General features: G+C 56.6%; 17 protein-coding genes. 10 read left to right on the top strand and 7 right to left on the bottom strand.

The window, feature by feature from the left end; genetic code table 11:
- Window positions 1–159 precede the first annotated feature (159 nt).
- A complete protein-coding gene (gene yccA / locus CWM61_RS15355; RefSeq protein WP_002898458.1) occupies window positions 160–819 on the top strand; it encodes an FtsH protease modulator YccA in 660 nt (219 codons plus the stop codon).
- A gap of 89 nt (window positions 820–908) precedes the next feature.
- The gene (gene tusE, locus CWM61_RS15350; RefSeq protein ID WP_002898457.1) at window positions 909–1,238 is read left to right on the top strand and encodes a sulfurtransferase TusE; all 330 of its coding nucleotides are present in this window, start codon (window positions 909–911) and stop codon (window positions 1,236–1,238) included.
- Here the strand turns inward: tusE and yccX are convergent.
- The 3 genes from yccX to CWM61_RS15335 are packed head-to-tail and all read right to left on the bottom strand — an operon-like array spanning window position 1,235 to window position 2,925.
- Complete coding sequence (gene yccX, locus CWM61_RS15345; protein ID WP_012542291.1) at window positions 1,235–1,516, bottom strand: acylphosphatase; 282 nt, start codon at window positions 1,514–1,516, stop codon at window positions 1,235–1,237. The two genes, tusE and yccX, sit on opposite strands and share 4 nt — an antisense overlap.
- 48 nt (window positions 1,517–1,564) lie before the next feature.
- Window positions 1,565–2,353 carry an AraC family transcriptional regulator gene (locus CWM61_RS15340; protein ID WP_061155147.1) on the bottom strand — a complete coding sequence of 263 codons (789 nt, stop codon included), beginning with the start codon at window positions 2,351–2,353 and terminating at the stop codon, window positions 1,565–1,567.
- 17 nt (window positions 2,354–2,370) lie between these two features.
- A complete protein-coding gene (locus tag CWM61_RS15335; RefSeq protein ID WP_077268407.1) occupies window positions 2,371–2,925 on the bottom strand; it encodes a YbhB/YbcL family Raf kinase inhibitor-like protein in 555 nt (184 codons plus the stop codon).
- A 190-nt stretch (window positions 2,926–3,115) separates the two neighbouring features.
- Here CWM61_RS15335 and rlmI point away from each other — a divergent pair, with 190 nt between their 5' ends.
- Together rlmI and hspQ are read left to right on the top strand one after the other, a co-directional pair.
- Window positions 3,116–4,318, top strand: a complete 1,203-nt coding sequence (gene rlmI / locus CWM61_RS15330) for a 23S rRNA (cytosine(1962)-C(5))-methyltransferase RlmI (protein WP_100631490.1) — start codon at window positions 3,116–3,118, stop codon at window positions 4,316–4,318.
- A gap of 59 nt (window positions 4,319–4,377) precedes the next feature.
- Complete coding sequence (hspQ, locus tag CWM61_RS15325; protein ID WP_002898441.1) at window positions 4,378–4,695, top strand: heat shock protein HspQ; 318 nt, start codon at window positions 4,378–4,380, stop codon at window positions 4,693–4,695.
- A 29-nt stretch (window positions 4,696–4,724) separates the two neighbouring features.
- On the opposite strand, the gene CWM61_RS15320 is transcribed toward hspQ, so the two are convergent.
- Entirely contained in the window at window positions 4,725–5,138 is a 414-nt protein-coding gene (locus CWM61_RS15320) for a CoA-binding protein (protein WP_002898434.1), read from the bottom strand.
- 153 nt (window positions 5,139–5,291) lie between these two features.
- Here CWM61_RS15320 and mgsA point away from each other — a divergent pair, with 153 nt between their 5' ends.
- On the top strand, window positions 5,292–5,750 hold the full coding sequence (mgsA, locus tag CWM61_RS15315; protein WP_008805898.1) for a methylglyoxal synthase: 459 nt from the start codon (window positions 5,292–5,294) through the stop codon (window positions 5,748–5,750).
- 11 nt (window positions 5,751–5,761) lie between these two features.
- Here the strand turns inward: mgsA and helD are convergent, their stop codons facing one another.
- Window positions 5,762–7,816, bottom strand: coding sequence for a DNA helicase IV (gene helD / locus CWM61_RS15310; RefSeq protein WP_100631489.1), 2,055 nt, complete (start codon window positions 7,814–7,816; stop codon window positions 5,762–5,764).
- A gap of 124 nt (window positions 7,817–7,940) precedes the next feature.
- On the opposite strand from helD, the gene CWM61_RS15305 reads away from it, so the two are divergent.
- Window positions 7,941–8,387: a YccF domain-containing protein gene (locus CWM61_RS15305; protein ID WP_012542294.1), complete on the top strand. Its 447-nt coding sequence runs from the start codon at window positions 7,941–7,943 to the stop codon at window positions 8,385–8,387.
- A gap of 17 nt (window positions 8,388–8,404) precedes the next feature.
- Window positions 8,405–10,540: a YccS family putative transporter gene (yccS, locus tag CWM61_RS15300; protein WP_100631488.1), complete on the top strand. Its 2,136-nt coding sequence runs from the start codon at window positions 8,405–8,407 to the stop codon at window positions 10,538–10,540.
- 13 nt (window positions 10,541–10,553) lie between these two features.
- Here yccS and CWM61_RS15295 read toward each other — a convergent pair whose 3' ends face one another.
- Window positions 10,554–11,150 carry a TfoX/Sxy family DNA transformation protein gene (locus CWM61_RS15295; RefSeq protein WP_100631487.1) on the bottom strand — a complete coding sequence of 199 codons (597 nt, stop codon included), beginning with the start codon at window positions 11,148–11,150 and terminating at the stop codon, window positions 10,554–10,556.
- Between the two features lie 350 nt (window positions 11,151–11,500).
- Between CWM61_RS15295 and sulA the strand changes: the two genes are divergently transcribed.
- The gene (gene sulA, locus CWM61_RS15290) at window positions 11,501–12,010 is read left to right on the top strand and encodes an SOS-induced cell division inhibitor SulA (RefSeq protein ID WP_074386393.1); all 510 of its coding nucleotides are present in this window, start codon (window positions 11,501–11,503) and stop codon (window positions 12,008–12,010) included.
- 352 nt (window positions 12,011–12,362) lie between these two features.
- The gene (ompA, locus tag CWM61_RS15285) at window positions 12,363–13,415 is read left to right on the top strand and encodes a porin OmpA (protein ID WP_008805892.1); all 1,053 of its coding nucleotides are present in this window, start codon (window positions 12,363–12,365) and stop codon (window positions 13,413–13,415) included.
- Window positions 13,416–13,522: 107 nt separating this feature from the next.
- Here the strand turns inward: ompA and matP are convergent, their stop codons facing one another.
- Window positions 13,523–13,975: a macrodomain Ter protein MatP gene (matP, locus tag CWM61_RS15280; RefSeq protein WP_008805891.1), complete on the bottom strand. Its 453-nt coding sequence runs from the start codon at window positions 13,973–13,975 to the stop codon at window positions 13,523–13,525.
- A gap of 185 nt (window positions 13,976–14,160) precedes the next feature.
- Between matP and CWM61_RS15275 the strand changes: the two genes are divergently transcribed.
- Window positions 14,161–15,918, top strand: coding sequence for an AAA family ATPase (locus tag CWM61_RS15275; protein ID WP_100631486.1), 1,758 nt, complete (start codon window positions 14,161–14,163; stop codon window positions 15,916–15,918).
- The last annotated feature ends 66 nt before the right edge of the window (window positions 15,919–15,984 follow it).

Here is a 15,984-nt window from a genome sequence, read left to right as displayed (position 1 = left end):
TGCGAAACGCGAAAACATATCGCTTTTCCCAATCCATGTGGAATTTTATGCTAGGCAATAGCGGCAAAAGCTAAGTAAAGATGGGTAAAAGCATTAGGGCTTCACGCTTGTTTTTCTTATTCTTTATCCCTAATTACATCTGTCATAAGAGAGTGACTCATGGATCGCATAATTACATCATCGCGTGACCGTTCCTCGCTGCTCAGCACGCACAAGGTTCTGCGTAATACCTATTTCCTGCTCAGCCTGACGCTGGCGTTTTCCGCTATCACCGCCACCGCCAGCACGGTGCTGATGCTTCCTTCCCCGGGGCTGATTTTAACTCTTGTGGGGATGTACGGTCTGATGTTCCTGACCTATAAAACGGCGAATAAACCCACCGGGATTATTTCCGCCTTCGCTTTCACCGGGTTCCTCGGCTATATCCTTGGGCCGATGCTGAACGCGTACCTTTCTGCCGGCATGGGCGATTTAATCGGCCTGGCGCTGGGCGGCACCGCACTGGTCTTCTTCTGCTGCTCGGCCTACGTGCTGACGACGCGAAAAGACATGTCATTCCTCGGCGGGATGCTGATGGCGGGCGTGGTGGTCGTGCTGATTGGTATGGTCGCTAACCTGTTCCTGCAGCTGCCGGCGCTTCATCTGGCGATTAGCGCGGTGTTCATCCTGATCTCTTCGGGTGCCATCCTGTTCGAGACCAGCAACATCATCCGCGGCGGTGAAACCAACTACATCCGCGCAACGGTTAGCCTGTATGTCTCGCTGTACAACATCTTTGTCAGCCTGCTGAGCATCCTGGGCTTCGCCAGCCGGGACTAACCGCTCTCCTGCTCATCCTGAGGCCTCGCTTATGCGGGGCCTTTTTTTTTGCTACACTGCGGCCAGTTTCAGGCGGTATGTGAAAAATCATGTTTATTTTTGAAGGCAACGAAATTGAAACGGATAGCGAAGGCTATCTGAAAGATACCACCCAGTGGAGCGAGGCGATGGCGGAAGTCATTGCCGCGCAGGAAGGGATAACGCTCGCCGTTGAACACTGGGAAGTGGTGCGCTTTGTGCGCGAGTTTTACCTTGAGTTCAATACCTCTCCGGCGATCCGCATGCTGGTGAAGGCGATGGCCAACAAGTTTGGCGAAGAGAAAGGCAACAGCCGCTATCTCTATCGCCTGTTCCCGAAAGGCCCCGCCAAACAGGCGACCAAAATCGCCGGGCTGCCGAAGCCGGTGAAGTGCATCTAATAGAGAATCGCGAATTTTTCCCAGCTGCGGGTGGGTTGATGGGGTTCGGTTAACACTCGGTCAACCCGCGCGCTGCGCGGCCCCCCGGCTTTCAGCCAGGCGATGAGTTTCTCCACCTGCTCTGCCTCGCCGCAGGCAAGCACTTCCACCCCGCCGTCGTCCAGATTACGGGCATAGCCGGTCAACCCCAGCTGCAGCGCTTCCCGCTGTGTTGAATAGCGAAACCCTACGCCCTGAACCGAACCGTAAACCCATGCCATCGTGCAGATACTGGCCATTATCATCTCCTTTTCGCTCACACTTTACGCTGAGGATAGCAAATTCGCTCAGCGTACGTGCTTCGGCAGTAAACCATAATGCTGACGGAAGCGCGCGGTAAAGCGCGATCCCGACTGATATCCGCTGTTCTGCGCGATTTCGCCTATTGGCCGCGAGGTGGTCTGCAGCTGCCCCAGGGCGTGGGCCATCCGCACCTCCTCAACAATCTGGCGAAAACTCTGCGATTCCTGCTGCAGCCGACGGCGCAGCGTGGACTCGCCGAGAAAGAGCATTTTCGCCACCCGCGACACGCTCCATGCCTGCGCCGGCGACAGCATGACCAGTTGTCGAACCTGCGCCGACAGATCCTGCTGCCGCTCGACGAGCAGCGGGCCTGCATAGCCCGCCTCGTGCAAGGCCAGCAGCAGGCCCATGGTCTGGTGGTGCTGTAGTGAAGAGGATAAGCCTTCCCGCACCGCCTGCAGGACGCTTTGCCACATAAACGCCAGCTCTGTCGTCACCGGGGCACAGAGCGAGGTCAGACGCCCTGGCGGTGGTTCCCTGAGATAACGGGTCTTAAACATCGTCAGCAGCTCGGGGGTCAGCGACAGCAGATCGGAACAAAACAGGCCGTTATCCGGCTGGTTAATCACCTCCAGCTCAACGTCAGCCGGCAACACAATCAGCTGTTGCGGCGTCGCCAGCACCCGGCTCTCCCCTTGCACAATCACTTTGCTGCCGCGTTTAACCCGACAGAGCGCCGGGGAGAACAGGCGCACCCGATGCAATCTACACAGCCGTCGGGTGGTGACCTCTGCCGCGGTTAAGGCGTTATGCTGGAAGTGGATACTCTCCATCGGATCGACCCTTTATTTTAGCGCCCGGCCATCGCTGTCAACTGTGCGCTGGCGAGAGCATGGCTGTGTAACAGATAGCCGACCAGCGCCCCGCTGGCCCCGGCATCCACCGGCAGCGTAGGGACATCCAGCGCCCATACTGTAAAACGGTAGCGGTGCGGTTTATCTCCCGCTGGCGGACAGGCGCCGCCGAAGCCGGCATAGCCAAAATCGTTGCGGCCCTGTACCGCTCCGCCCGGCAGTGTAGCGCTGTTTTTATCTCCCGCGCCAGCGGGCAGCGAAAAGACGCTGCTGGCGATATTGACCACCGTCCAGTGCCACCAGCCGCTGCCGGTAGGCGCATCGGGATCTCTGACAGTGACCGCGAAGCTTCGCGTCCCCGCCGGGGCATTTTTCCATGCCAGCTGCGGGGAGACATTGCCTCCGGTACAGCCGAAACCGGCAAACCAGTGCTTCCGGGTCAGCGCCTGCCCGTCATGCATATCATCGCTGCTCACGCTAAACGGCGCAGCCATCGCGCCACTGCTCACAATCGTGACCATCGCCACGGCCATGCGGATACCTGTTTTCATCATCTGATCCTCGTTGGGGTGAGAAAACAGGGTATGAGAGTCCGCACAAGCTGAATGTGCCGAAGCGCCTGCATTTTGTGCCGAAACGCTCACCTGTGCCTGCCGGGCGAAAGATGCTTGCGTGCGCCAGGTGTGCTACTCTACGCGCCATTTTTCGGTGCCGACATTCCCGTTGCTTAAAGGTAGCTCCATGACAGATTCCCTATTCCCCCGCTTAGTGTTAGCCAAAGGACGCGAGAAATCCCTGCTGCGTCGCCATCCGTGGATTTTCTCCGGCGGCGTCGCCCGCATGGAGGGTAAAGCCCGCAGCGGTGAAACCATCGATATCGTTGACCATCAGGGAAAATGGCTGGCCCGCGGCGCTTACTCGCCGTCGTCGCAGATCCGCACCCGCGTGTGGACCTTCGACCGCAATGAAACCATCGATAGCGCCTTCTTTGAACGCCGCCTGCAGCAAGCGCAAACCTGGCGGGCATGGCTGGCAGAGCGCGATGGCCTCGACAGCTACCGTCTGATCGCCGGCGAGTCCGATGGGCTGCCGGGCGTGACGATTGATCGCTTTGGCAACTTTTTCGTGCTGCAGTTGCTCAGCGCAGGCGCGGAATACCAGCGGGCCGCCATCATCAGCGCCCTGCAGAACCTGTTCCCGGACTGTGCCATTTACGATCGCAGCGATGTCGCCGTGCGTAAAAAAGAGGGACTGGAGCTGGCCCAGGGGCCGGTGGTGGGCGAGCTGCCCCCGGCGCTGCTGCCAATCACCGAGCACGGCATGAAGCTGTTGGTTGATATCCAGGGCGGGCACAAAACCGGCTACTACCTCGACCAGCGCGACAGTCGCCTGGCTACTCGCCGCTATGTCGCCGATAAGCGAGTGCTGAACTGCTTCTCTTATACCGGCGGCTTTGCGGTGTCAGCGCTGATGGGCGGCTGCCGCCAGGTCACCAGCGTGGATACCTCTCAGGAAGCGCTGGACGTTGCCCGACAGAACGTAGAGCTCAACGGACTGGATCTGTCCAAAGCGGAATTTGTGCGCGACGACGTGTTCAAACTGCTGCGTAAATACCGCGATCAGGGAGAGAAATTCGACGTGATCGTGATGGATCCGCCGAAGTTCGTGGAAAACAAAAGCCAGCTGATGGGCGCCTGCCGCGGTTATAAAGATATCAATATGCTGGCGATCCAGCTGCTGAACCCCGGCGGCGTGCTGCTGACTTTCTCCTGCTCCGGCCTGATGACCACCGATTTATTTCAGAAAATCATCGCGGATGCCGCAATTGATGCCGGGCGTGATGTACAATTTATAGAACAGTTCCGTCAGGCTGCCGACCACCCGGTGATCGCAACCTACCCGGAAGGGCTGTATCTGAAGGGGTTTGCCTGTCGCGTCATGTAACTTGAAAAACGAAACATGAGCCTCATATAGGGAGTATTCATGTTTCCCAGGAGGTGCCTATGATAGCCAGCAAATTCGGTATCGGCCAACAGGTCCGCCATACGCTCTTGGGCTACCTGGGCGTCATCGTCGATGTCGATCCCGAGTATTCACTCGCGGAACCGGAAGAGGATGAGATTGCCGCCAATGACGAACTGCGTGCGGCGCCCTGGTACCATGTGGTGATGGAAGATGATGATGGTCAGCCGATCCACACCTATCTGGCAGAAGCGCAGCTGAGCAGCGAAACCCGCGACGAACACCCGGAACAGCCGTCCCTCGACGAACTGGCCAAAACGATTCGTCAGCAGCTGCAGGCTCCGCGCCTTCGCAACTAAAACAAAACCCCGCCTGGCGGGGTTTTTTGTTATTTTGCTAATCCCAGTCGCGGCAGCTCAATGGCCGGACAACGATCCATCACCACGTTTAACCCGGCTTCTCTGGCCAGCACTGCGGCCTGCTCATTGATCACCCCCAGCTGCAGCCACAGCGTTTTCGCGCCGATGGCTATCGCCTCCTGCGCCACGCCCCACGCCGCTTCTGAATTACGGAAGACATCAACCATGTCGACCTTTTCCGGAACGTCGGCGAGCGTCGCATACCCTTGCTGTCCCAGCAGCGTCTTGCCCGCCACCTTCGGCGAAACCGGGATAACGTGATACCCCTGATCCAACAGATACTTCATGACCCGGTAGCTCGGGCGGTCAGGTTTGTCGCTGGCGCCAACCAGCGCAATCGTCCGTGTCGACGTCAGGATGCCGGCAATATCGTTCTCTTTCATGGGTTCCTCCTGCTATTTCACCTAAGTGTATGCTAATCCGCAGCAGGCGGCCATCCAGGCTAACCCACAGATTCGACAAAATTTTCACCCCGATGCTTGCAGCAGCAGCCACATTCAGTAATCTGTCTGCAGGTCAAAATGTGGAATGAAAATATGGAACTGACAACTCGTACCCTGTCCGCGCAAAAACATATCGCGCTGGTGGCTCACGATCACTGTAAAGATATGCTGATGAAATGGGTCGCTCGCCATCAGGCGTTGCTGGCGCAACACGTTTTGTATGCCACCGGCACCACCGGTAACCTGGTCTCGCGGGCTACCGGACTGGAGGTCAATGCCATGCTGAGCGGCCCGATGGGCGGTGACCAGCAGGTTGGCGCGCTCATTTCAGAAGGGAAAATCGACGTGCTGATCTTCTTCTGGGATCCGCTGAACGCCGTGCCTCACGACCCGGACGTCAAAGCGTTGCTGCGCCTGGCCACCGTCTGGAACATTCCGGTCGCGACTAACGTCTCCACCGCTGACTTTATCATCCAGTCACCGCACTTTAATCAGCCGCTCGATATTCTAATCCCGGATTATCCGCGTTATCTTGCCGAGCGCCTGAAATAACCCAGCCGTGATCAGGGTTTCCTGGCAACCGGCACATCCAGGGCCTGCAGGATGTCGACAAACGGCGAAGGTTGCGCTTTGTTAAACAACAACCACACCCGATGACGTGCGCGGGTTATCGCCACGTACAGTAGTCGACGCTCCTCCGCATCAGGAAAATCTTCCGGTTGCGGCAGGAGCGCCTGCTCCATGATCGACTCGCGCGCCGGCGCGGGAAACGCATCCTCTCCCTCCTGCAGTCCCAGCACAATCACATAGTCCGCCTGCTGGCCTTTGCTGGCATGAATAGTCATAAAATCAAGCTGCAGATGCGGCCAGCGCGTCGCCGCCTTGTTGAGCGCGTCGGGTTTCAGATGATGATAGCGGGCGAGCAGCAGGATCCGCTGCTCGGGCTTAACGTAGCCGCTCAGTTTATCCAGTAAATCATCCAGCTTATCGTCGGCTAACAGCGTGACGGCCTTTTTATCGCCCGCCGTCAGGCTGTTCAGCGGTTTACTTAACTGATGTGGATTCTGCTGGATAAAGCCATTGGCGATTTCGCCAATGCGGCCGTTAAAGCGATAGGTGGTATCCAGCGCACAGCTATCCCCTTCGCCAAAGTAATGATTAAACGCGGTGGTCAGGGAAAGCTGGGCCCCGCTGAACCGGTAAATCGCCTGCCAGTCATCCCCGACGGCAAAGAGCGTGGTTTGGGTATTCTGCCGGCGTAATGCGGCCAACAGCGAGGCCCGCTGCGGCGAGATATCCTGAAATTCATCCACCAGAATGTGTTTCCATGGGCTGACGAAGCGGCCTTTATCGAGAATATTGACCGCCTGATGGATCAGGCCGGAAAAATCGACCGCATTCTCGGCCTTCAGTGCCGCTTTCCAGTCTTTCATCAGAGGCGACATCAGCTTCACCCGTTTACTGAACTGATCGCGTACCGCCTCCGGCGCCCCGGCAATCATCTCTGCCTGGGAGCCACCGTGCATACGCATCAGGCTAACCCAGCGGTCGAGCCGACTGGCCATACGCCGCTGCACCTTCTTGTCCTGCCAGAAATCGCCCTCCGGCAGTTGCCAGCCCATCTCCTCTTCCAGCCACAGGCGCCAGCCTTTCGCCTGCGCTTTTTTCTCCTGACACTGCTGCTGCCAGCTTTTCACGAGCAGCGCCTGACGAGCTGCGCTATCGCTTTCCAGTTTGCTGATGGTGGGGACTTTTTTGCTGCCCTGCTGAATAATATGTAGCGCCAGCGAGTGGAAGGTACGCGCGGTGATATCGTCGGATGCAAGACGCTCGCGGATCCGCGCATCCATCTCCTGCGCCGCCTGGCGGCCGAATGCCAGTAACAAAATTTGCTCTGCTGCCGCTTCTCCCCTCGCCAGCAGCCAGCCTGCCCGCGCCACCAGCACCGAGGTTTTGCCGCTGCCCGCGCCCGCCAGCACCAGCAGGGAACGTTCGCCGTTCACCACCGCCCGTGCCTGTGAGGCATTAAGAGGGGACGACTCAACGCCGTCAAAAAAGCCGCGATACTGCTCCAGCATCGCCTCGGTGAAGGCCTGGTTATGGGCCAGGCGTGTCGCTTCAATATCCCCTAACCAGCGCTGACACTCCCGCCACAGCTCCCGACAGTTGTCAAAGGCTTCAAGCCGGCTGGTGGGCATCGGCAAGCCAGTCAACGCCTGGCGAATGTTATCCTGCACATCCGCCACCTGCTGACGCGTCAACCATTTGCCTTCCGCACGGGTGTGCTCGATCGTCGCCAGCTGCGCCTTCAGCACGCCTGCGGCGATGTCGCTCATTTCCGCGCTCCACTGCTCCCAGAGTGCTTGTAAATGGTGATAGAAGCGCTGCGTTTCGCTCCACTCGGTACCGTGCAAACGCACGACTTTGCTGTCAGGCAGCACAAACTCTAGTTCGCCCCAGACCAGACCGCGCTTACAATGCACTGACAATAACTGATTGAAAGGGATAAGATACTCATGACGGTCGCCGGAAACCTTTACGCCGGCATTCAGTAACTGCACCCGATCATAAGGGTGCTGAGCCATGCGTTTGCCCAATGTTGTCGCTTTAAGTTCCATATAATGTCGATTTTCAATCAGGGTGGATTGTTTTTCAGTTTAACCGCCCGGGACCAGGTGCTCCAGCGCAAAAAAACGTTACAATTGTCAGGTCTTATTATCCACAGGGCAAAACCGAGGGTTTATGCGTACCATTCTGAATATTTTGAACTTTATCCTTGGTGGTTTCGCCACCACTTTAGGCTGGCTGCTCGCCACGCTGGTTAGCATCATTCTGGTCGTCACGCTGCCGCTGACCCGCTCCTGCTGGGAAATCACCCGACTCTCGTTATTTCCTTACGGTAACGAGGCGATTCATGTCGATGAGCTGGAGCCGGGCCGTAAAAACGGTCTTCTCAACGCCGGCGGCACCGTGCTGAATATTCTGTGGTTCATTTTTTTCGGCTGGTGGTTGTGCCTGATGCATATTTTCAGCGGCATAGCTCAATGTCTGACCATTATTGGCATCCCGGTGGGGATCGCGAATTTTAAAATTGCTGCCATTGCCCTTTGGCCGGTAGGGCGCAGGGTCGTCTCTGTGGAAACCGCGCGTGCCGCACGTGAAGCCAATGCGCGTCGTCGCTTTCAGTAACCGAACGGAACACGGACATGATTAGCCCCCTGCTACGCCGCTATACCTGGAACAGTGCCTGGCTTTATAACGTACGGATCTTTATCGCGCTCTGCGGCACAACGCTGTTTCCCTGGTGGATCGGCGAAGTCAAACTGACCATCCCTCTCACCCTTGGCGTTGTTGCCGCGGCCCTGACCGACCTCGACGACCGGCTGACCGGTCGTCTGCGCAACCTCGCCATTACCCTGGTCTGTTTTTTCATCGCCTCCGCCTCTGTGGAGCTACTGTTTCCGTGGCCGCCGCTGTTTGCTCTTGGCCTGACCGTGTCTACCATTGGCTTTATTTTGCTCGGCGGCCTCGGTCAGCGCTATGCCACTATCGCCTTCGGCGCCCTGCTCATCGCCATTTACACGATGCTCGGCGTCACGCTGTACGATCACTGGTATCTGCAGCCGTTGTTTCTGCTGGCGGGCGCCGTGTGGTACAACCTGCTGACATTGTCCGGGCACCTGATATTTCCGATTCGACCGCTACAGGACAACCTTGCGCGCAGCTATGAGCAACTGGCCCGCTATCTTGAGCTCAAATCCCGACTGTTTGATCCTGACCTGGAGGATGAGAGCCAGGCGCCGTTGTACGATCTGGCCCTCGCCAACGGCCAGTTGGTGGCCACGCTCAATCAAACTAAGGTCTCATTGTTGACCAGGCTGCGAGGCGATCGGGGCCAGCGCGGCACCCGCCGCACGCTGCAGTACTATTTTGTGGCCCAGGATATCCACGAACGCGCCAGCTCATCGCATATTCAGTACCAGACCTTACGCGATCAATTCCGCTACAGCGATGTGATGTTCCGTTTCCAGCGCATGCTCTCGATGCAGGCCCAGGCCTGTCAGAAACTTTCACGGGCGATTTTGCTGCGCGAACCCTACCAGCATGACGCCCAATTTGAACGCGCGTTTATGCATCTCGACGCGGCGCTCGACCGCGTGCGCGCCAGCGGCGCGTCCGACGAGCAGATCAATGCCCTTGGATTTTTACTCAATAACCTGCGCGCTATCGATGCGCAGTTGGCCACGATTGAATCTGTGCAAACGACCGCGCCTGCCGGGAGCAACACCGAGACGCTGTTGGCCGACGACAGACTCGGCGGGTTGAACGACATCTGGCTGCGTCTGCGGCGCAACATGTCACCGGAGTCCGCTCTCTTTCGCCACGCGGTACGTATGTCGCTGGTCCTCTGCGCCGGCTATGCCTTTATCCAGTTTACCGGGCTCCAGCATGGCTACTGGATCCTGCTGACCAGCCTGTTTGTCTGTCAGCCGAACTATAACGCCACCCGACACCGACTGGCGCTGAGGATCATCGGCACGCTGGTGGGGGTGGCGATCGGCCTGCCCGTCCTGCTGCTGGTGCCTTCTGTTGAAGGGCAACTGGTGTTGATCGTGCTCACCGGCGTGCTGTTCTTTGCCTTTCGTAACGTGCAGTACGCCCATGCCACCATGTTTATTACGCTGCTGGTGCTGCTGTGCTTTAACCTGCTTGGCGAAGGCTTTGAGGTCGCGCTGCCGCGCATCATTGATACCCTGATCGGCTGCGCCATCGCCTGGGCGGCGGTCAGCTTCATCTGGCCGGACTGGAAATTTCGCAATCTGCCGCGCGTCCTGGACCGGGCGATGAACGCGAACTGCCGTTATCTGGATGCCATTCTGGAGCAGTATCACCAGGGCCGCGACAACCGTCTGGCCTATCGTGTCGCCCGCCGTGATGCCTACAACCGTGATGCCGAACTGGCCTCCGTGGTCTCGAATTTGTCGACTGAACCGCGCGCGGATGGCGCCCAGCGCGAGACCGCTTTTCGCTTGCTGTGTCTCAACCATACCTTCACCAGCTACATCTCCGCTCTCGGCGCGCATCGGGAAAAACTGTCCACCCCTGATATCCTTGCCCTGTTGGATGATGCCGTTTGTTATGTTGATGACGCCCTGCACCATACCCCCGCCGATGAACATCGGGTGCAGAAGGCTTTGAGCAGCCTGCAAAGCCGGATCCAGCATCTGGAACCGCGCGCGGACAGTAAAGAGCCGCTGGTATTGCAGCAGATTGGCTTGTTGCTCGCGCTGCTGCCTGAAATTTGCCGCCTGCAACAGCGCGTCCACGCTCAAACAGAATAACGGTGGTCGTCCGCTAGCGGGCTCCAGCCCATTCGAGCAGCTCCTGACGCCGCAGCGTCGGGAGTGCAGCGGTGTGAACGCCGACAATCGCCCCCTCCAGCGCCAGCAAGACGTTGACCGACATGGAGGCGTTGTTTTCTCGCAGCCGTTGCCAGGCCTGCTGAGCGCCTACCTCCCGAAGCGTCCTGACATCCGGTATGCCCGCGTGGATCAGCTGCAATTCCATATGAAAGCTGATATTGGGTAAATCCTTCAGGCGGCCAGACTCCCGGCGGTGGTACTTTTCACGCTGGGCGCTTTGCCACGACAGCAGCGACAGCCGAAAAAGCTGTGTTTCATCGCGCCACAATGCCTCGTCAATTTGATAATACTTCATCGGCACGATGCGCCCGTGTCGGCGTAGCGTTAATAAAGGATTACGATGTTCAACCCGATACGCGGCGCTCTGCTCGCAGGCTCTCAGGTAAATATCCCCCTCTGCCACCATCGCAAACACCGTATCATCAATGGCCAGGCTATAGCCGCCAAAAAGCGGACGAGAATATAACTGACCCAGCGGCGAGACGCAGGCCTGAAATTGCGGGAACCGCGGACATACTAGTTTTCTCATGATCATTCCTTTGTTAATCATGTAATTAAACTTAAGTTGTTAACGGATCCGCTAAGAGAAAACATAAGGGACTTCCCGAACAGCAGCAAGATGATTTTCGCCGACTTTTCCACCAGAACGCGGTTTTGCGAGACGCTTTCAGAAAATCGCTGACGTTGCTGCAATCAACAGGGTGGAAAGAAATGATTAGCCCGCGTGAAGGATATCGTTGAGAAGAGGTGCGCATCTCTATAGATAAGACGCGCCTGGAAATGATTAAATTTCAGCCAGCAAAATGGCAAATTGCGGTTGATCTTTTCCCCAGGTAGATATACTGTATATGCATACAGTAACTACAGGCGGGATAGACTATGTTTACTTCAGCTCACGCAAATCGTTCAGCACAGGCTTCTGCTTCTGCAGGCCACTACGCTCATCGTTCTGGCGAACAGACCGCCAATGGGCTGATCAGTGAAATTGTCTATCGTGAAGATCAACCCATGATGACACAGTTACTGCTGCTACCTTTATTACAACAGCTGGGTCAACAGTCTCGCTGGCAGCTGTGGCTCACGCCGCAACAAAAGCTTAGCCGAGAGTGGGTCCAGTCTGCCGGTCTACCGCTGTCTAAAGTCATGCAAATTAGCCAGCTGTCACCCTGCCATACCGTAGACTCGATGATCCGCGCGCTGCGCACTGGTAATTATAGTGTGGTTATCTGCTGGCTAACGGAGGAGCTAACCGCGGAAGAGCATGAGCGTCTGGTCAATGCAGCCCAGGAAGGTTGCGCGATGGGATTCATCATGCGCCCGGTGAGAAATCAAGGCACGCTCGGCAGACAACTCAACGGGCTAAAAATTCACTCAAATTTGTATCATTGAGTGAAATTAGGATTATTCCTGGAATTTTTTTTACCGATGGTAAAGCCACAGCGTTTTTCAGGGTCTTTTTCGCGGAATGCCTGTCACACGGGCATTTCTGTCTTTTTTCTGCGTACGAAAATCAACCATATTTGTTAAATATTGTGTACACAACCCTTTTTTTTCATATGCCTGACAGAGTTCACACTTGTAAGTTTCGAACTAAGTTGTAGACTTTACATCGCCAGGGGTGATCGGCTTACGCTGCATGTATCAGCATAGTTAACAACAAGTCACGCCCCGGGTGAAGGATTTAACCGTGAGGTCTTTTGTAACTTCATGGCGAATTTTGGATGATAATGAGGCGCAAAAAATGAAAAAGACAGCTATCGCGATTGCAGTGGCACTGGCTGGCTTCGCTACCGTAGCGCAGGCCGCTCCGAAAGATAACACCTGGTATGCAGGTGGTAAACTGGGTTGGTCCCAGTTCCATGACACTGGCTGGTACAACAGCTCTCTGAACAACAATGGTCCGACCCACGAAAGCCAGCTGGGCGCTGGTGCGTTCGGTGGTTACCAGGTTAACCCGTACCTCGGTTTCGAAATGGGTTACGACTGGCTGGGCCGTATGCCGTACAAAGGCGACCAGGTTAATGGCGCATTCAAAGCTCAGGGCGTTCAGCTGACCGCTAAACTGGGTTACCCGATCACTGACGATCTGGACATCTACACCCGTCTGGGCGGCATGGTATGGCGCGCAGACTCCAGCAACAGCATCGCTGGCGACAACCACGACACTGGCGTTTCCCCGGTATTTGCTGGCGGCGTAGAGTGGGCTGTGACTCGTGACATCGCTACCCGTCTGGAATACCAGTGGGTTAACAACATTGGCGACGCGGGCACCGTTGGCGTTCGTCCGGACAACGGCATGCTGAGCGTGGGTGTTTCCTACCGTTTCGGTCAGGAAGATGCTGCACCGGTTGTAGCTCCGGCTCCGGCTCCGGCTCCGGAAGTGACTACCAAGCACTTCACCCTGAAGTCTGACGTTCTGTTCAACTTCAACAAAGCAACCCTGAAACCGGAAGGTCAGCAGGCTCTGGATCAGCTGTACACCCAGCTGAGCAACATGGATCCGAAAGACGGTTCTGCAGTTGTTATGGGCTTCACCGACCGTATCGGTTCCGAAGCTTACAACCAGCAGCTGTCTGAGAAACGTGCTCAGTCCGTTGTTGACTACCTGGTTGCTAAAGGCATCCCGGCTGGCAAAATCTCCGCACGCGGTATGGGTAAATCCAACCCGGTTACTGGCAACACCTGTGACAACGTGAAAGCTCGCGCTGCACTGATCGACTGCCTGGCCCCGGATCGTCGTGTAGAGATCGAAGTTAAAGGCTACAAAGAAGTTGTAACTCAGCCAGCGGCTTAAGTTAGAACTGATGAAAAAACCCGCCTCGGCGGGTTTTTTTATGTCTTCTCGCTCGCTTTCGCGGTGGAAGCCTCCATATCAGGGTAACCCCTGACTGGCCGTACAGGCTACTCTTTGCCTAACAGTTCCTGCAGATCGTGCTTCAGGCTCGACATTTTGCTGGCATACTTCTCTTTATGCTCAGCATCCTCAATCAGCTGCACAATGGTTTCAGACAAGGTTTTACCCCGCCGCTGCGCCAGGCCGGCAAGACGCTGCCAGACGACAAACTCAAGATCGATAGACTTCTTGCGCGTGTGCTGATGCTCCGCGTTAAAATGCCGTTTCCGTCGCGCACGGATGGTCTGCTTCATGCGGTTCATCAGCGCCGGATTCATATGCTGCTCAATCCAGGCATGCACCAGCACAGGTTCATTCTCGAGCGTCAGCAAGTCATCTACCGCAGCTTGCGCAGCGCTGGCCTCAATGTAGCGGGTAATCAGCTCACCTTCCCGGTGCTTCTTTACCAGATATTTCCATTTCCAGCCGCTTTCAAGATTTTCCAGTTGTTGATATTTCATTGCGATCTCAATGTGACCGTGTAACTCATTTCAGGATATCAGTTTTTTCCTGATGTGCTGAATATAAATCATTATTCGTGATGTGTATGGCCGGGGAATCATCGGGGTAATCATAATCCTCCGTGTGCTCAGTCGCGGCATCAGGTATAATTGCGCGCTTTACATCTAACTAAAAAACAGCGACTTTGACCATTACGAAACTGACCCGAACCGACCTTGCGCCCGATATGGAACCTTATCAGGCGCTGTTTGCCCAAGCTGATCTCTCTCAACCGGCCCCCTCCCTCTCGGGCGATCTGCAGCCGCGTTTGTTCTACGCGCTTGAGCAATTGCTGTGCACGCCGGCAGTCTCCTCCTTCATGCTGGTGAAAGCCCCCGAAGAACCGGAGTATCTGCAATGGCTGACGGCAGAAACCCGCACGCTGCATGAACCTGCCGCCCCGCTCTACGGGGTCCGCTATGACATTGACGGCGCTCGCGTGACGCTCTCCCCGGCACAACGTGCTGAGGATAATTTTGCCAGCACCGCGCCGGTCGTCGCGGCCGATTGGGTAGAGGCGGAACAGCTATTTGGCTGCGTACGCCAGTTTAACGGTGGCATCACCCTCCAGCCAGGCCTGGTTCATCAGGCCAATGGTGGCGTGCTGGTAATCTCGCTTCGTACACTGCTGGCGCAACCGCTGCTGTGGGTGCGCCTGAAAAATATGGTGACCCGTCAGCGGTTTGACTGGCTCTCCATCGATGAGTCACGCCCGCTGCCGGTCAGCATTCCCTCCATGCCGCTGAGCCTGAAAGTCATGCTGGTCGGCGAACGCGAATCGCTGGCGGATTTCCAGGAAATGGAACCAGAGCTTTGTGCTCAGGCGATCTACAGTGAGTATGAAGACACTTTGCAGTTTGCTGACGCCGAGACGCTGAAAGCCTGGTGCCAGTGGGTATGGCAAAATGCCCAGCAGCTGACGCTGCCAGGTCCGGCGGCCGACGCCTGGCCACTGCTGATCGATGAGGGGACGCGCTACACCGGCGATCAGGAGACCCTGCCGCTCAGTCCGCTATGGATAGCCCGCCAGCTGCGGGAGGCCGCCGCATTCTGCGAGGGCGAGGAGATTACTGGCGAAGAAATGCAGACGATGCTGGCACGCCGGGAGTGGCGTGAAGGCTACCTCGCAGAACGAATGCAGGATGAAATCCTGCAGGAACAGATCCTGATTGAAACCGAAGGCGAATGCGTCGGGCAGATCAACGCCCTGTCGGTGATTGAATTTCCCGGCCATCCGCGCGCGTTCGGTGAACCTTCGCGCATCAGTTGCGTCGTGCACATTGGTGATGGCGAGTTTATTGACGTCGAACGCAAAGCCGAGCTCGGCGGCAATATTCATGCGAAAGGTATGATGATCATGCAGGCTTTTCTGATGTCCGAGCTGGAGCTGGAGCAGCAGCTTCCCTTCTCCGCTTCGCTGACCTTCGAACAGTCGTACAGTGAAGTGGACGGCGACAGCGCCTCCATGGCCGAACTCTGCGCCTTAATCAGCGCGCTGGCCAATGTGCCGATTAATCAGAGCATCGCAATTACCGGTTCCGTCGACCAGTTTGGTCGCGTGCAGCCGGTCGGCGGTCTGAATGAAAAAATTGAAGGATTCTTCACTATCTGTCAGCAGCGCGGGCTAACCGGTAAACAGGGCGTCATTATCCCTGCGGCCAACGTTCGTCATCTCAGTCTTAGCCATGAGCTCCGTCAGGCCGTTGCCGAAAACCAGTTTGCCATCTGGGCCATTGACGATATCACCGAAGCGCTGCCGATGCTGACCCAACTGATGTGGGACGGTGAAGGGCAGACGCTGCGACAAACCATTCAGGAGCGGATAGCGCAGGCGACCCAGCAAGAGACTCGCCATCGTTTTCCGTGGCCGCTACGCTGGTTAGGTGGGACAAGTTCTAACTGATCGGACTTGTTCAGCTTACACGTGTTAGCTATCCTGCGTCCCGAACTTAAAATAAGGCTTACTGAA

This window comes from Klebsiella sp. K-Nf6, from assembly GCF_002806655.1.
GTDB lineage: Bacteria > Pseudomonadota > Gammaproteobacteria > Enterobacterales > Enterobacteriaceae > Klebsiella > Klebsiella variicola.
Note: the sequence above shows the minus strand (reverse complement) of the source record. Positions and strands in the feature narration are given on the sequence as shown.

What these genes read in the sequence shown, in the direction of transcription:
- yccA (WP_002898458.1), top strand. Translation starts at nt 160, where the DNA reads ATGGATCGCATAATTACATCATCGCGTGACCGTTCCTCGCTGCTCAGC.
- tusE (WP_002898457.1), top strand. Translation starts at nt 909, where the DNA reads ATGTTTATTTTTGAAGGCAACGAAATTGAAACGGATAGCGAAGGCTAT.
- yccX (WP_012542291.1), bottom strand. Translation starts at nt 1,516, where the DNA reads ATGGCCAGTATCTGCACGATGGCATGGGTTTACGGTTCGGTTCAGGGC.
- CWM61_RS15340 (WP_061155147.1), bottom strand. Translation starts at nt 2,353, where the DNA reads ATGGAGAGTATCCACTTCCAGCATAACGCCTTAACCGCGGCAGAGGTC.
- CWM61_RS15335 (WP_077268407.1), bottom strand. Translation starts at nt 2,925, where the DNA reads ATGAAAACAGGTATCCGCATGGCCGTGGCGATGGTCACGATTGTGAGC.
- rlmI (WP_100631490.1), top strand. Translation starts at nt 3,116, where the DNA reads ATGACAGATTCCCTATTCCCCCGCTTAGTGTTAGCCAAAGGACGCGAG.
- hspQ (WP_002898441.1), top strand. Translation starts at nt 4,378, where the DNA reads ATGATAGCCAGCAAATTCGGTATCGGCCAACAGGTCCGCCATACGCTC.
- CWM61_RS15320 (WP_002898434.1), bottom strand. Translation starts at nt 5,138, where the DNA reads ATGAAAGAGAACGATATTGCCGGCATCCTGACGTCGACACGGACGATT.
- mgsA (WP_008805898.1), top strand. Translation starts at nt 5,292, where the DNA reads ATGGAACTGACAACTCGTACCCTGTCCGCGCAAAAACATATCGCGCTG.
- helD (WP_100631489.1), bottom strand. Translation starts at nt 7,816, where the DNA reads ATGGAACTTAAAGCGACAACATTGGGCAAACGCATGGCTCAGCACCCT.
- CWM61_RS15305 (WP_012542294.1), top strand. Translation starts at nt 7,941, where the DNA reads ATGCGTACCATTCTGAATATTTTGAACTTTATCCTTGGTGGTTTCGCC.
- yccS (WP_100631488.1), top strand. Translation starts at nt 8,405, where the DNA reads ATGATTAGCCCCCTGCTACGCCGCTATACCTGGAACAGTGCCTGGCTT.
- CWM61_RS15295 (WP_100631487.1), bottom strand. Translation starts at nt 11,150, where the DNA reads ATGAGAAAACTAGTATGTCCGCGGTTCCCGCAATTTCAGGCCTGCGTC.
- sulA (WP_074386393.1), top strand. Translation starts at nt 11,501, where the DNA reads ATGTTTACTTCAGCTCACGCAAATCGTTCAGCACAGGCTTCTGCTTCT.
- ompA (WP_008805892.1), top strand. Translation starts at nt 12,363, where the DNA reads ATGAAAAAGACAGCTATCGCGATTGCAGTGGCACTGGCTGGCTTCGCT.
- matP (WP_008805891.1), bottom strand. Translation starts at nt 13,975, where the DNA reads ATGAAATATCAACAACTGGAAAATCTTGAAAGCGGCTGGAAATGGAAA.